Origin of the sequence: Curtobacterium sp. ME26, from assembly GCF_903970945.1 — a bacterium.
GTDB classification, from domain to species: Bacteria; Actinomycetota; Actinomycetes; order Actinomycetales; family Microbacteriaceae; genus Curtobacterium; species Curtobacterium citri.
Genome location: NZ_CAJCKG010000036.1, coordinates 16280 through 30725, shown reverse-complemented (window position 1 = coordinate 30725; position 14446 = coordinate 16280). Strand labels below are relative to the sequence as shown.

The following is a 14446-nucleotide window of genomic DNA, read 5'->3' as shown; positions in this document are numbered from 1 at the left end:
TTGTCCAACAGGACGGCGGCCGACGAACTTCTCGGGGGTGACTGGATTTCAGCCGTGTCCTCTTCCGATCCCGGGATGGTGAGCGACACCGCACGGAGCGTGATGGGCCTCCCGGCCGCCGGTCCCGTCCCCGGGCGGCGCGCCGACCTGCTCGCGATGGCCGCGACGAGCGTCACCGACGCCGTCGCGAACGCACCCGCCGACCGGATCGTCCTGTCCCGCGGACGACTCGTCGCCCGCACCGAGGTGCGGCGGAACATCGCCGCCCCCGAGCGGACGCGAACCGGCGTCCCGCCCCGACCCCAGCCCGTCCCCGTTCCCTGACCGCGCACCACCCGTGCACGAGAACACGAGGTACCCGTGACCACCACCGCCCCACCGCCCGTCACCGCGACGGACACCCTGCTCGACTTCCGCGACGTCGAGATGACCTTCCCGAACGGGACGGTCGCCCTGCAGGGTGTCGACCTGACCGTCGACCGCGGGCAGTTCGTCTCGGTCGTCGGCCCCTCCGGCTGCGGCAAGTCGACCCTCCTCCGGATCGCCTCGGGCCTCGAGTCCGCGTCCCACGGAACCGCCGGGGTCGCCACCGACCGCATCGGCTACGTCTTCCAGGACGCCACGCTCCTGCCGTGGCGCTCGGTCCAGGGCAACGTCGAGCTGCTCGCCGAGCTCGGGAAGGTGCCGAAGGCGGAGCGGGCGGCGAAGGCCGCGCACGCCATCGACCTGGTCGGCCTGGGCGGGTTCGAGGCGAACCTGCCGAAGCAGCTCTCCGGTGGCATGCGGATGCGCGTCTCGCTCGCCCGGTCCCTCACGCTCGACCCGGAGCTGTTCCTGTTCGACGAGCCGTTCGGCGCGCTCGACGAGATCACCCGCGAACGCCTCAACGACGAACTGCTCCGGCTGTTCGTCGAGCAGCAGTTCGCCGGGCTCTTCATCACGCACTCGGTGTCCGAGGCCGTGTACCTCTCCACCGAGGTCATCGTGATGTCCGGCCGCCCGGGCAGCATCGTCGGCCGCTTCGACGTGCCGTTCCCGATGCCGCGCGACCCCGACATCCGCTTCACCCCCGAGTTCGCCGAGCTGGTCGGCGAGGTCTCGCACGCACTCCGGGAAGGACACCGCTGATGGTCACCCTGCAGGAGGTCGCCGAGACCCGCACCGTCCGCGCCGCCGCCCGTCGCACCACCGGCCGCTCGCGTCCGCGGGTGGCGTGGTGGCAGCCCCTCGTGGTCCTCGCCGTGCTCGTCGGCATCTGGTACGCCGCGGCCGCGTACTACGACCACGTCCGCGGCCTCGCCTTCCTGGTGCCCTACCCGCACCTCGTGGCGAAGGCGATCGTCGCCCCGACCATGCCGGACGGCTCCCCGTCGACGTTCGGCACCGACCTGTGGTCCGCGCTCGGCCGCACCACCGTCGTGTCGCTCGTGGGCCTGGCCTTCGCGATCGTGATCGGCGTCGTCTGGGCGATGGCCATGGCGCAGGCGAAGTGGCTGGAGCGCTCGCTCTACCCGTACGCGGTCGTGCTGCAGTGCGTGCCGATCCTCGCGCTCGTCCCGCTCATCGGCGCCCTGTTCGGCTACGAGTTCGCCAGCCGGGTCATCGTCACGGTGATGATCGCCCTGTTCCCGATGGTGTCGAACACCCTGTTCGGCCTGCAGTCCGCCGACCGGGCGCAGCGCGAGCTGTTCCGCCTGCAGCGGTCGAGCCGGTTCGCACAGCTCGTCAAGCTGCAGTTCCCCGCGGCCCTGCCGTCGATCTTCGTCGGGCTGCGCACCTCGGCCGGGCTGAGCGTCATCGGCGCGATCGTCGGCGACCAGTTCTTCCAGCGCGGCAACCCGGGCCTCGGCGTGCTCATCCAGGTGACCGCCTCGCGCCTGATGGGCCCGGAGCTCTACGCGACGATCATCATCGCCTCGCTCTACGGCGTCGCCGTCTTCCTCGTGTTCGGACTGCTCGGCCGCCTGGCGGTCGGTCGGTGGCACGACTTCAGCTGAACCACTCCTCCCCTCCCACCCGACCCCTGTTCCCACAGCACCACGAGACCCGCACCACGAACGGAGCCTCCATGCGCACCACCACCCGACTCGGCGTCGCGACCGCCGCCATCGCCGCGACCGCCATCGCCCTCACCGGATGCGCCGCCGGCTCGTCCGGGGACACCGCGAGCAGCGCCCCCGCCAAGGCGGCGTCCGGCCCCGCGATCGACCTGTCCGACGTCTGCCCCGCGACCGTCGTCGTGCAGACCGACTGGAACCCCGAGGGCGAGCACGGCCACCTGTACGAGATGCTCGGCCCGAACCCGTCCATCGACGCCTCGGGCAAGACCGTCACCGGCGACCTGTACGCCAACGGCAAGAGCACCGGCGTGAAGCTCGAGATCCGTGCCGGTGGCCCGGCCATCGGCTACACGAAGGTCGCGTCGCAGATGTACCAGGACAAGGACATCACCCTCGGCTACATGTCGACCGACGAGCAGGTCCAGTTCTCCGGGAACCTGCCGACCACGGCCGTCTTCGCCGAGAACGACTCGTCGCCGATGTCGATCATGTGGGACCCGAAGACCTACCCGGACGTCGACAGCATCGAGGACCTCGGCAAGGAGCTCGAGAAGAACGGCGGCGTCGTCCGCTACTTCAACGGTGCCGCGTACATGACGTACCTCGAGCAGTCCGGCATCCTGCCGAAGAAGGTCCTCGACGGCAGCTACGACGGCACCCCGGCGAAGTTCGTCTCCGCCGGCGGCAAGGACGCGCAGCAGGGCTTCGCCACCGCCGAGCCGTACATCTACCAGAACCAGGTCGCGGCCTGGGGCAAGAAGGTCGCGTACAAGCCGGTGTCGAGCACGGGCTGGAACCCGTACCCCGAGGCCATGTCGGTCCGCACCGGCGACCTGGCGAAGCTCGAGCCCTGCCTGCAGAAGCTCGTCCCCGTCATGCAGCAGGCCGACGTCGACTACCTGAAGGCCCCGCAGGCGACGAACGACCTCATCACGCAGCTCGTGCAGCAGTACAACAACGGCTGGACCTACGACTCGAAGGTCGGCGCGTTCGCCGCGTCGCAGATGGTGAAGCTCGGTCTCGCGAAGGACACCGACGGCTACATCGGCTCGATGGACGAGCAGCGCATGCAGGACTTCATCGACAAGGCGAAGCCCGTCTTCGCCGGGACCGGTGACGTCAAGAGCGACCTGAAGCCCTCGGACCTGTTCACGAACGAGTTCCTCGACAAGTCCATCGGTCTGGGCAACTGACCCGACCACCCACCGGACGGGAGGCGCGGGGCACGCCCGCCCCGCGCCTCCCGTCCGTCGTTGCAGCACCACCCACCCCACAGGAGTGAGCATGACCACCGTCACCCCCGCCTCGACCACCGGTCTCGAGGCGCTGCGCGCCGAGCTCGTCGACCTGCTCGGCGAGCGCGGCGTGAGCGCCGACGAGCGCACCCGCGCCCGCGCCTCCGTCGACGAGGCGACCATGAGCCCGATCCTCAGCGAGCAGCTGCCGCTGGGCCTCGCCGACCTCGTCGCGTACCCGGCGTCCGCCGACGACGTGGCCGCCACCCTGCGCGCCGCCGTCCGGCACGGCGTCCCCGTCACCACGCGCGGCAAGGGCACCGGCAACTACGGCCAGGGCATCCCGCTGCACGGCGGCCTCGTCCTCGACACCTCGCGCGCCCGCGCCGTCGTCGAGGTCGGGGACGGCTGGATCACGGCCGAGGCCGGCGCGTCGATGGTCGCGATGGAGCAGGCCGCCGCGGCCACCGGGCAGCAGCTCTGGATGTACCCGTCCACCGCGCAGTCCACCATCGGCGGCTTCCTGTCCGGCGGCTCCGGCGGCACTGGGTCGATCGCACACGGCTCGAACTGGCAGGGGTTCGTCACCGCGCTCGACGTCGCGCTCCCCGGCGAGGACGGACTGCTGCACGTCGAGGGCGACGAGGCACAGCCCTTCGTGCACACCTACGGCACCGCCGGGGTCATCGCGCGTGCCACCGTCCGGCTCGAACCCCTGCAGGAGTGGCGCGCCGTGTACGCGGCGTTCCCGACCTTCGAGGACGCCCTCGTCGCCGTGCGGACGCTCCGCGGACTCGACCCGGTGCCGCGACTCGTCAGCGCCGACCGGCCGGCGATCGCCGCGACCCTGCCGTCGGACACCGCGATCCCGGACGACCGCGCCAGCCTGCGTGCGATCATCGACGACGTCGTCCTCGACGAGGCCCGCGCGCTCATCGAGCAGGCCGGCGGCGAGGTGTCCGACGTCCGCGAGGGGCTGCAGCAGACCACGAAGGTGTCGATGCTGTCGTACAACCACCCGATCTGGTGGCTCAAGCGGAACACCCCGGACACCGAGTGGTTCCACGTCGAGGTCGGGGGCGAGGCGCTCATCGACCGCATCGCCGAGGTCGAGGCCGTCTACCCGGGCGGGATGCTCCACATCGAGGCGGCGCACGTCGGGCCGATCGGCATGCTCACCGCGCCGTACACCGGCGCCGAGGACGTCTACGCCGGGTACCCGCTGCTCCGCGACCTGGGCGTCCGCGTGCACAGTCCGCACCAGTACTACGTCGACCACGGCGTCGAGGAGCTCGTCGCGCTCAAGCAGCGGACCGATCCCGACGGCCTGCTCAACCCCGGGCACGTGATCGACCCGGCGCTCGTCGTCAGCGGGGGCTCCACCGCCTCCGCGCAGCCCGTCGTGCCGGGGTTCGGCAAGTGAGCGGCGGGGCGCGCTCCCGCCTGCTGGCCGAGCTGTCGGGCCCGGCGGTCGCCGCCGGGCTCGGTCCCGACTCGATCGTCGTGCAGCCCACCGGTGCCGTCGAGCACCACGGTCCGCACCTGCCGCTCGTCACCGACTTCCTGCTCGCCGACCACATCGGCGGCGCTGCCGTCGAACGCGCGGCGGCCGAGGGCCTGGACGTCTGGCAGCTGCCGACCCTCGCGTTCACGAAGTCCGACGAGCACAGCTGGGCACCGGGCACCGTGTGGCTCGACGAGTCGACCATGTTCGACACGGCCGTGCAGATCGGCCGGGCCGTCGCACTGATGGGTGCCGGGTCGCTCGTCTTCGCGAACGGCCACGGCGGGAACGTCGCCCTGCTGCAGGTCGCCCTGCGTGAGATCCGCAAGCGCTACGGGCTGAAGACGTTCCTCATGCCGACGCTCGCCCGGACGCCCGGGCCCTCCGGTGAGGACGCGGACGAGCGCGGGCTCGGCATCCACGGTGGCGCGGCGGAGACGTCGATGATCCTGCACCTCCGCCCGGACCTCGTCGACATGACGAAGGCCGAGCGGTGGGTGCCGGACCACCTGGCCGAGTTCGAGAAGATCCGGTTCAACGGTGGTCCGGTGTCCTTCGGGTGGCTGTCGAACGACTTCGGCACCCCAGGGGTCGTCGGCGATGCGAGCCGGGCGACCGCCTCGTACGGGCAGGCGCTGTGGGACCGGTCGCTCGACGAAGCGGTGGCGTCCCTGCACGAGATCGCCCGGTTCGACCCGGCGGTCGCGAAGCCCTGTGCTGCCGGTGCCGCTCCGCTCGCGTCCGACGTGGTGGCGGTGTCGTGACCGTGCTGCCGGGGCGGGCGGCCGAGGACCCCGACGCCGCCGCCCCGGCCGACCCGCTCGTCCTCGCCGCGGCCTGGCTGCCCGGGGTCGACGCCGGGCCCGGTCCGACGATGACGCTCTCGACGGTCGGCCTCGACGGCTACCCGTCCGCCCGGACCGTGCTGCTCTCGCGCTTCGACGGGGAGCGCCTGCACTTCCACACGGACAGCCGCAGCCGGAAGGCCGCCGAGCTCGCCGCACTCCCCCGCGCGGCGGTCACGGTGGTCTGGCCCGAGGCCGCCCGACAGCTCGTGGTGGTCGGGGACGTCGCACCCGTCACCGCCGACGAGGCCCGCGCCGCGTACGCCACCCGCACCCGCTACCTGCAGGTGCTCGCGTGGGTGAACGACCTCGAGGCCGCGGCCGACACCGCCTCGCGTCGGCGGGAGCTGTGGGCGGCCTTCGAGCGGGATCGACCGGAGCTCGAGCCGCCGGACACGTGGGCCGGCTTCGCGCTCACGCCGCGGCGGATGCTCTTCTGGCGCGGGGCGACCGACGCCGCGAGCAACCGGCTCGTCTACGAGCGCTGCCCGGACGGCTCGTGGTCACGGGAGTCCTGGCCGGGCTGACGGCAGCGCGCGCGGCGCCAGCGGCTCCTGCTCCTGCTCCGGGGTCGAACCACGTTCCCGACGTCGAAGCACCCGCACGGTCTGGTTCGACGTCGTGTTCGTGGTTCGACGCTCGGCCGCCCGCGGCCACCTCGGCCGGTTCAGGAGGACGGCACGATCTCCACCTGCCGGGCCGGGAGCGCGGCTCGAGCAGCAGATGCGAGCCTCGCAGGCAGTACGACGCCACTCGGCCTCGCGAGGAGGTAGTCGACGAAGACCCCGACGGAACTGTCCGCACTCGGCTGCTCGTCGCTGGCTCGCATGTCGTCGGCCTCGCGCACGTCGAGCGCACCGTCGACGTCCATCACCGACACCCGACGAACGCCGGAGCCCGTCTTGACGAAGACGTTGGCGTACCCCCCGACGGCCTCGATCCGGCGGAGGAGCACGGGGAGCCGTTCGTGGTCGAGGGCCACCACGACCGGCGAACGTCCCTCGACGTCCACGACTTCGAGGACAGCATCAGCAAGGTGCCCGACGGCGAGCGAACGATCGATCTCACGACGGAACACGTCGAGTTCATGCATCCTGGTCGGCCCTGCCCTTCATGTCCCGGAGTGTAACTGCGTACTGGCTGATGCGGTCCGACGCCTGATCGAAGTGTCGAGCGACGTCCTCGACGGCATGCAAGGGCGCGAGCGATGTGATCGAGCCGTTCGTGTGATGGAGGTGGACGTGACCGTGACAGCAGTCCGCGCGCGCTCGTTCGGCCCACTGTCCGTCGAGGTCGATGGCGAGCACGACGATCGCGAAGTCGACCAGACGGCCGCCCTGGCGGAAGAGCCGGTGGTCGATCCGGACGGTGTCAGCATCGTCGACGCTCTGGAACCAGGACCGCTCGGAACAGTCAGCGCGGTCGGGTGCTCGGAACGACCCGCGTTCCTGGTCCTCGAGGGACGACCCGTCCTCGTCGTGCCGACGGCGCTGCTCGCGTCGCGCCCGCTGCGTCCGCCGGATCACGGTGTCGACGTCGGGGCTTCGAGCGCCGTCGAACAGCTCGGGACACACCTGACCGCCACGGAGGCGACGGTGTCAGCGACGTCGGAGCGGGACAGCTCCTCGAGCCGCTCGTGCTCGGAGGCTGCGACAGCGTGATCCATGTCGGTGAAGGTAACAACGGAGGACCGCTCGTCCCGAGTACTCCACATACCGAGTCACGAGAGCGATCCGGTTCGACGTCGGCCCGGCGCTCGTCAGCGGAACCGGATCTCCAGGACGGACGCCGACACGGTCGACGGATCGTCGACCGTGGTCCGCGCGGAGCACGACCACCGCAGCCGCTCCGTCGCGCTCCCCCGCTCGTCACGCTGCACCGCGGACTCGCCCGAGACGGAGAACACGGTCGTCCCGCTCGGCTGCCCGGACCGCTGCTCGATGCCCGTCGTGTGCGTGTCGACGACCTTCCACGGGGTCTGGGCGTACTGGTCCCGCCACCAGACGACGACCGCCGGCCCGACCTTCTTCTCGCAGGCCGCCCGCGCGACGCCCTGGAACGGGGACGGCGGCGTGCACCCGGTGAGCGCGACGAGGACGATCGCTGCAGCCGCGGCGGCAGCGGCGGTGCGGGTCCACATGCCCTCATGGTGCCGGAACTGCCGCGTGACCGACAGCCCCGGGCGACCGACGAGACGCCGGGTCCCTCGCGAGACGCCGGGCCCCTCCCGAGACGCCGCCGGATCCGGGGCCGTCTCGGCACGACCACGGCGTCTCGGCGAGAAGACCGCGCCGGACCTCACGCCCCGCCGAGCGCCCGCGTCGCGAGGTGCAGCGCCAGACGCGTCTCGGGGTCGCCGAGGTCGACGCCGAGCAACCGCTGCACCCGGTCGATCCGGTCCGCGACGGTGTTGCGGTGGACGCCGAGCACCGCGGCGGTCTCCGCGACCGACGACTCGGTGTCGAGGTAGGTCGCGAGTGTCGTCCGCAGTGCCCCTCCTCCGCGCTCCAGCGGTGCGAGCAGCTGCTCCGCGGCCGGCAGGAAGGTGTCCGTCTGCGTCCACGCGAGCAACAGCTGCGCGAGCCCGAGACGGTCGACGTGGACGAACCAGCCCGACTCCGGACGGGCGGCGGCCAGGCGGACGGCGTCGCCGGCCTCGCCGAGGGTCCGGACGAGTCCGGCCGGTCCGGCGTGCACGCTCCCGACACCGGCGTTCGTGTCGACCGCGGAGCGCAGGGCGTGCTGCGCGGTCCGGACCGAGGTGGCGACGGCGGCGACGACGGACCGGTCCGGCTCGTCCGGCGTCGACGTCCACAGCGCCCACCCGTCGGTCTGCTCGACCACGACGACGTCGAGGCCCTCGGCGTCGAACGCCGTCTCGACCTCGCGCCGGAGCGCGACGGCGTCCACGGGTCCCCGCGCGACGAGCCGGACCCCGACGTGCCACGCGTCGAGCTCCCACCCGGCGGCGATCGTCCGCTGCACGAGCGGTGGGGCGGGCGCACCGTCCGCGGCGCGGAGGTCGTCGAGCATGGCCATCCGGTACCGGGCGTCGCGCTCGTCGTCGAGCCGGGTGAGCACGAGCCGGTGCCCGGCGGCGACCGCGGCCACGCGCAGCGCCGTCGCGAGCGTGGCCCGTTCCGCCCGCAGGGGCGACCGCAGCCCGACGGCCAGCCAGGCCCGCGGACCGATCCCGGTCGGGACGGGGACCGCGACGACGGTCTCCCGGTCGTCGCTCGCCCACACCGGCTCGCTCGTGCCGACCGTCCTGGCGAGGAGCGCGGCGGTCGCTGCAGCCACGCCCGCTCCCCGCAGGGGTCGTCCGGACGCGTCGAGGAACCGGAGCGCGTGTCCGAGCTCGGCCTCGAGCCGCGCGAACAACTCCTCGAGCGCGGGCCCGGCGTCCAGCCCGATGCGTGCGACGGCGACGGCCGCCCGGGCAGCGGGCGCGTCGCCCGACCCGATCAGCTCGTGCAGGCGCACCGACGCGGCCCACGGGTCGGGTGTCGACACGACGGCGACGCCGAGCCGGTCGGCGAGCGCGGCGGTCCCCGGTCCGGGCGGCGGCGTGGCGTCCCCGGGGCCGACGACGAGCAGCGGTACCCCGGCGGTGGCAGCCCGACGGAGCAGCACGTCGAAGCGCGCGTCGAACCGTTCCACGGGGGTGAGCAGCACGACCGCGCCGTCGGCGGGCCGGAGCGCGCGGCCGACGTGCTCGGGCGGGCCGACGATCCCGCGGACGGACGCGACGGTGCCGGTCCCGGGTCCGACCAGCAGCTCGGTCCCCTCGGGCAGCAGCGGGAGGAACTCGGACACCGGGATCACGAGAGGACCTCCGGCACGGTGTCGGCGTCGATGCCGAAGGCCCGCGGCGCCACACGGGCGGTCCGGTGCGGCGCCGCCCACCACCAGGGCGCTCCGGGCAGCACGAGGACGGCGAGCTCGTCGCCGACCCGTGCCCGTTCGGTCGTCACGGGTCGGAGCGAGCGCGCGTCGACGACGACGATGCAGCTCGGGGTGCTCGCGACGGGCTCGCCGTCGACCAGGCAGTGCACCCACTCGCTCCCGGCCTCGATCCGGGCGATCGCGCCGGTCGCGGCGTCACGCACGGCCATCGAGCCGTGCACGAACGCCACGGCGTCGCCGGTGCGCTGGACGTCGAGCACCCGACCACGGGCGACGGTGCGTGCTCCCGCCAGCGAAGCGACGAACCCCTCGACGTCGCTCGCGGCGGTGGCCGCCCGCCCGGTCCGCGCCGCCCGCGTCACACTTCCGGGTATGCACCGTGCGGCGAGCACGTCGGCGTCCACCGGTCCGATCGCGAAGGCTGCCCATCCACCGCTGTGCGACACCGCTTCGCGCCACACGGTCTCCAGGTCGCGCGGGTCCGGGGCGTCCACGACGATCCGGAGCCCGCTCGACGTGACGGCGGCCGCCGTGACCGCTGGCAGCGGGTCGACGAACAGCGACAGCTGGTCGATCCGCGGGGTCGCCCGGCCCACCAGGTCGGCGTCGAGCAACGGCAGACCCGCCGCGTGTGCCGTGAGCGCGGCAGCGGGTCCGGTGACGCCGCCGATCTGCGCCGCGACGACCGCGTCCGCCCGACGTCCCGTCCACCGTTCGACCGCGGCGAGCGCGTCCGGCAGCTCCCGTCCGCTCGGGGTCTTCTCCTCGAGCACGGTGGTCGACCCGACGAGCCCGACGGCGATCACCGCGCGCGTCCCGCCGGCGACGGGCACGACCGGCACGCCGCCGGCACCGAGCGCGCGCCGGAGCGCGGACGCCATGTGGTCGACCTGGCCGCCACCGCCGCACCCGAGGAGCGCGGTGCCGCGTGCGAAGTCGTCGACGTCGCCGGCCTGGAGGCTCGTCACGGCTCCGTCACGCTGCTCACCCTGGTGCACACCAGCGATCCTCGCGCATCGGCGTGCCTCAGCGCGCCTCCGCCGGCACCCGCTCGTGCAGGTCCTCGACCGGCACGAAGTCGTCGTCGAGGCCGAAGCAGGACGGTCCGAACACGGCGAGTGCCTCCGGGGTGCGCATGAGGTCGGGCGTCGAGACGCCGATCACCCGCACCCGCTGTCCGTAGCGCAGGCGCTCGGTCGTGATCGGTTCGGCCGTCTCCGCGTCGAGCACACAGACGAGGTCAGGGACCACCGCCACGAGCCGGCCGTCCCGGCGGGCCACGAGGTTCTCGTTCTGGAACGCGATCTCGAGCTCGGACCCGTCCGCACCCTGCACGACCGCCCGGCCCTTCGCGAAGCCGTCCACCGTCCGGCGCTCGACGTCGACGACCTTGCCGTCGAACAGCTCGCGCAGGTGCGTGTAGATGGTCCGGCCGAACGCCTCGGCGAGCGCCTCGACCGGGTCGCGGTGGTCCTCGCGGGCGCGACGGATCGCACGGCCGACCGACAGGGCGAGCGAGAGCGTCCGCGGCACGGCGGTCTCGCGGACCTGCCGGCCCGTCATCGCGTACTCGGCGATGTAGGCGACACCGCCCAGCCGGATCGTGACCCCGCGGGCGAGCCACTCCATCTGCCGGTTGTCGTGCCCGGTGTCGATGACCACGCCGTGACCGTTCTCGTCACTGATCGCGAGGGGCGATCCCGGCACGCCGTACACCGAGAAGGTCTCCATCTGGAGCTCGGGGAACGCGCGGCCCATGCCGTCGGCGTCGACCACGGGCAGGCCGCCGGTGGCGCCCACGAGCAGCGGGATCATCGAGTTGATCCCGCCGCACTCGATCGGCATCGTGGCGCTCGCCGTCCGGCCGAGGTGCTGCTCGAGCCGACGCAGTGCTCCGAGCGGCTCCGGGCCGGCGGGGATCCGCTCGAGCACCACCGTGGGGGCTCCCATCTGCGCGGTCGGGATCACGAGGGCGTCGTCGTCGACCTCGGACGGGTCGAGGATCGTGACCGGGCCGTGCTCCTCGATCGCCGCCTTGACGAGCAGCATGCCGATGGTGGGGTCGCCGCCACCGCCGGTGCCGAGCAGGGCGGCGCCACGCGCGAGGTCGGGCAGGTCGTCGACGTCGATGGTCCAGCTCATGCGTGTTCTCCCTCGCTGACGGTGCCGTCGTGGCGGACCGCCCGGGTGTCGTAGCCGAAGTACCGGGGTCCCGCGAGCGCGAGCCCGGCTGGTGTGTGCCACCGTTCGTCGGCCGGCGCCGTGACGACCCGGACCCGCGCACCGAAGCGCAGCCCCTCGGTGGTGATCGGTTCGCCGGTCTCGGCGTCCAGGGTGACGATGAGGTCGGGTGCCGTGGTGCGGACCGACCCGGCCACCTCGACCAGCAGGTGCTCGTTCTGGAACCGGAGCACCGCCTCCAGGCCGGTGTCGCTCCCGGAACCGGTGATGCGGGCGGTGCCACGCGCGAACCCGGTGACCGTCTTCCGTTCGACGTCGGCGACCTTCCCCTCGAACACGATCGTCCCGCCGAGCACGGCGGTGACGGCGGCGACCGGGTCCTCGTTGGCGGCCCGGGCCGCGACGAGTGCCTCGCCGAGCGCGACGGACAGCGACAGGCTGCCGCGGACGTACGACTCCTTGATCTCGGCACCGGACATCGCGTACTGCGCGGTGATGGCGGAGCAGCCCATCTCGACGGTGGCGGTGCGGGCGAGGCGTTCCGCCCAGCGGTTGTCGACCGTCGAGAACACGGCCGTGTTGCCCTTCTCGTCGGCGAGCGCCATCGGCGTCGCGGAGATGCCGGACAGCGTCGGCAGGACCATCTGCACCTCGGGGAAGGCACGGCCCATCCCGTCACCGTCGATCAGCGGCAGGCCGAGCTCGGCTGCGGCGACGATCGGACTCGTCGAGTTGACGCCGCCGACCTCGATGCAGGCGACGTGCGTCGGGGTGACCCCGAGGTGCGTGGCGAGACTGCGGATCGCCTCGGCGAACTGCGCTCCCGACGGCAGCTTCTCGACCATGACGGTCGGCGCCCCGATCATGGCGACGTTGAGCACGACGGCGTCGTCGGGCAGGTCCTCGACCTGGACGACCGACACCGGACCGTGCTCGCGCACCGCGGCCTCGGCGAGCAGGCGACCGATGTAGGGGTCACCACCGCCACCGGTGCCGAGGATCGCGGCCCCCCGTGCGAGGGCGGAGCAGTCGGCGCCGATCTCGGTGATCGGGCGGACGGTGCGCGGGACCGCCTCCGTGGTCGTCATCGGACCAGCGCCCCGAGTGCCAGGTCACCGACCGCCTTGGCGCGGATGCGCGTGGCGTTGCCGGGCAGGTACGGGATGGGGACCTCGTCGAAGTCGACGATCGCGACGCTCGACGGGTCCGCGCCGGCTGCGACGGCACGGTCGACCGCCTCCTGCCGGGCCTCGTCGATGACGGTGGAGCGCCGGCCGTCGCTGATCGCGTAGACCTTGTCGAGCTCGCCGGAGACCTGGGCGATCGCGGCACCGATCGCGTTCGCGACCGAGTAGTGCTCGGGGCGGTGCACGGTGCCCAGACCGGGCAGCGTGTCGGGCAGCAGGACGGAGCCGCCGCCGACCGCCACGACGGGCAGCGGTGCCGACGAGGTCCGCATGCGCTCGACGACGTCGGCGACCCGCTCGGCGATCACCCCGAGCGCGCGTTCGGCGACCGCCGCGGGCACGCCGGCGACGCGGGACGCGTCCCCGATCGTGCCGCGACCGCCGCGCACGGCCACGTCGGTGGCGGTGAGGGTGTCGCCACCGAACACCAGGCCCTCCTCGGTGAGCCGGTAGCCGACCGAGTCCGGCCCGACCAGGGCGCCGTCCTCGCGGATGCGGGACCCGCCGCCGATGCCGATCGAGAGCACGTCGGGCATCCGGAAGTTGGTGCGGATGCCCGCGACGGCGACCTCGCCGGTGGCTTCGCGCGGGAACCCGCCGGTGAGCACACCCACGTCGCTCGTGGTGCCGCCGACGTCCACGACCGCGCACGTGTCGAAGCCGGACAGCACCGCCGCGCCGCGCATCGAGTTCGTCGGGCCGGAGGCGAAGGTGGCGACCGGGTAGCGGCGGGCGTACTCGACGTCCATGAGGGTGCCGTCGTTCTGGCTGAGGAAGAGGGGTGCGTCGATCCCGCTGCCCGCGACCGAGCCGGAGAGCCCGTCGACGATGCGGTCGGCGAGCTCGCGCAGGGCCGCGTTGATGATCGTGGCGTTCTCGCGCTCGAGCAGTCCGATGCGGCCGATCTCGCTCGACAGCGAGAAGGCGACGTCGGGACCGAGCTCGGCGGCGATGATCGCCTGCGCGCGCTGCTCGAACTCGTCGTTGATCGGCGAGAAGACCGACGAGATCGCCACCGAGCGGATCCCGGCGGCACCGATGGCCTCGGCGTGCCGCTTCAGCTCGTCCGGGTCGAGCTCGGAGATCACGCGACCGTCGAACTCGTGGCCGCCGTGTGCCAGGAACGCACGACCCCGCACGGCACCGACCAGGTGCTCGGGCCAGTCCGTGAAGGGCGGGAGGGACGCGGTCGCGGGCAGACCGAGGCGGACCGCGGCGGTCGGGGCGAGTCCGCGTGCCTCGATGAGCGCGTTGATGAAGTGCGTGGTGCCGATCATCACGCCGTCGATGTCGGCCGAGGTGAAGTCGCGCTGCTCCCGCAGGCCGGCGAGTGCGGCCACGATGCCGGACGTGACGTCCTGGCTCGTGGACCGCTTCACGGCTGCTGCGACCGTGCTGCCGTCCATCAGGACGGCGTCCGTGTTCGTGCCGCCGACGTCGATGCCGATGCGCATGGGGTTCCTCTCGGGTGGTGCCGGTGCTGGTGCTGGTGCTGGTGCTGGTGCTGGTGTCGTCGCGCCGGCCGTGC

The 14446-nt window shown here is 72.9% G+C and carries 14 protein-coding genes and 1 pseudogene; 7 read left to right on the top strand and 8 right to left on the bottom strand.

Translation table 11 applies throughout. The features are described 5' to 3' along the window. The 7 genes and pseudogenes from H7A69_RS13130 to H7A69_RS13100 form a co-directional block, all read left to right on the top strand. Positions 1 to 324, top strand: a pseudogene (locus H7A69_RS13130) (hypothetical protein); the annotation flags it as partial. 36 nt (positions 325 to 360) lie between these two features. Next, entirely contained in the window at positions 361 to 1128 is a 768-nt protein-coding gene (locus H7A69_RS13125; protein ID WP_069713069.1) for an ABC transporter ATP-binding protein, read from the top strand. Next, on the top strand, positions 1128 to 1997 hold the full coding sequence (locus tag H7A69_RS13120; protein ID WP_069713068.1) for an ABC transporter permease: 870 nt from the start codon (positions 1128 to 1130) through the stop codon (positions 1995 to 1997). Before H7A69_RS13125 ends, H7A69_RS13120 begins: the two co-directional genes overlap by 1 nt. Positions 1998 to 2068: 71 nt before the next feature. Continuing rightward, positions 2069 to 3253, top strand: coding sequence for an ABC transporter substrate-binding protein (locus H7A69_RS13115; protein ID WP_182047404.1), 1185 nt, complete (start codon positions 2069 to 2071; stop codon positions 3251 to 3253). A 91-nt stretch (positions 3254 to 3344) separates the two neighbouring features. Continuing rightward, on the top strand, positions 3345 to 4718 hold the full coding sequence (locus H7A69_RS13110; RefSeq protein ID WP_182047403.1) for an FAD-binding oxidoreductase: 1374 nt from the start codon (positions 3345 to 3347) through the stop codon (positions 4716 to 4718). Next, on the top strand, positions 4715 to 5563 hold the full coding sequence (locus tag H7A69_RS13105; protein ID WP_182047402.1) for a creatininase family protein: 849 nt from the start codon (positions 4715 to 4717) through the stop codon (positions 5561 to 5563). The genes H7A69_RS13110 and H7A69_RS13105 overlap by 4 nt, the downstream gene beginning before the upstream one ends. Continuing rightward, the gene (locus H7A69_RS13100) at positions 5560 to 6171 is read left to right on the top strand and encodes a pyridoxal 5'-phosphate synthase (RefSeq protein ID WP_220456258.1); all 612 of its coding nucleotides are present in this window, start codon (positions 5560 to 5562) and stop codon (positions 6169 to 6171) included. Before H7A69_RS13105 ends, H7A69_RS13100 begins: the two co-directional genes overlap by 4 nt. A 140-nt stretch (positions 6172 to 6311) precedes the next feature. Here H7A69_RS13100 and H7A69_RS13095 read toward each other — a convergent pair whose 3' ends face one another. The 8 genes from H7A69_RS13095 to H7A69_RS13060 all read right to left on the bottom strand — a co-directional run bounded on the left by H7A69_RS13095 (position 6312) and on the right by H7A69_RS13060 (position 14372). Continuing rightward, positions 6312 to 6737, bottom strand: coding sequence for a hypothetical protein (locus tag H7A69_RS13095; RefSeq protein ID WP_182047401.1), 426 nt, complete (start codon positions 6735 to 6737; stop codon positions 6312 to 6314). After that, positions 6730 to 7218: a hypothetical protein gene (locus H7A69_RS13090; RefSeq protein ID WP_182047400.1), complete on the bottom strand. Its 489-nt coding sequence runs from the start codon at positions 7216 to 7218 to the stop codon at positions 6730 to 6732. Before H7A69_RS13090 ends, H7A69_RS13095 begins: the two co-directional genes overlap by 8 nt. A gap of 185 nt (positions 7219 to 7403) precedes the next feature. Beyond that, entirely contained in the window at positions 7404 to 7784 is a 381-nt protein-coding gene (locus tag H7A69_RS13085; protein WP_182047399.1) for a hypothetical protein, read from the bottom strand. A gap of 158 nt (positions 7785 to 7942) precedes the next feature. Then, the gene (locus H7A69_RS13080; protein WP_182047398.1) at positions 7943 to 9460 is read right to left on the bottom strand and encodes a PucR family transcriptional regulator; all 1518 of its coding nucleotides are present in this window, start codon (positions 9458 to 9460) and stop codon (positions 7943 to 7945) included. Positions 9461 to 9465: 5 nt separating this feature from the next. Further along, complete coding sequence (locus tag H7A69_RS13075) at positions 9466 to 10548, bottom strand: DUF917 domain-containing protein (protein WP_182047397.1); 1083 nt, start codon at positions 10546 to 10548, stop codon at positions 9466 to 9468. Between the two features lie 28 nt (positions 10549 to 10576). Then, positions 10577 to 11692, bottom strand: a complete 1116-nt coding sequence (locus H7A69_RS13070; RefSeq protein WP_182047396.1) for a DUF917 domain-containing protein — start codon at positions 11690 to 11692, stop codon at positions 10577 to 10579. Further along, complete coding sequence (locus H7A69_RS13065; RefSeq protein WP_182047395.1) at positions 11689 to 12819, bottom strand: DUF917 domain-containing protein; 1131 nt, start codon at positions 12817 to 12819, stop codon at positions 11689 to 11691. The genes H7A69_RS13070 and H7A69_RS13065 overlap by 4 nt, the downstream gene beginning before the upstream one ends. Next, on the bottom strand, positions 12816 to 14372 hold the full coding sequence (locus tag H7A69_RS13060; protein ID WP_182047394.1) for a hydantoinase/oxoprolinase N-terminal domain-containing protein: 1557 nt from the start codon (positions 14370 to 14372) through the stop codon (positions 12816 to 12818). Before H7A69_RS13060 ends, H7A69_RS13065 begins: the two co-directional genes overlap by 4 nt. Positions 14373 to 14446: the final 74 nt, after the last annotated feature.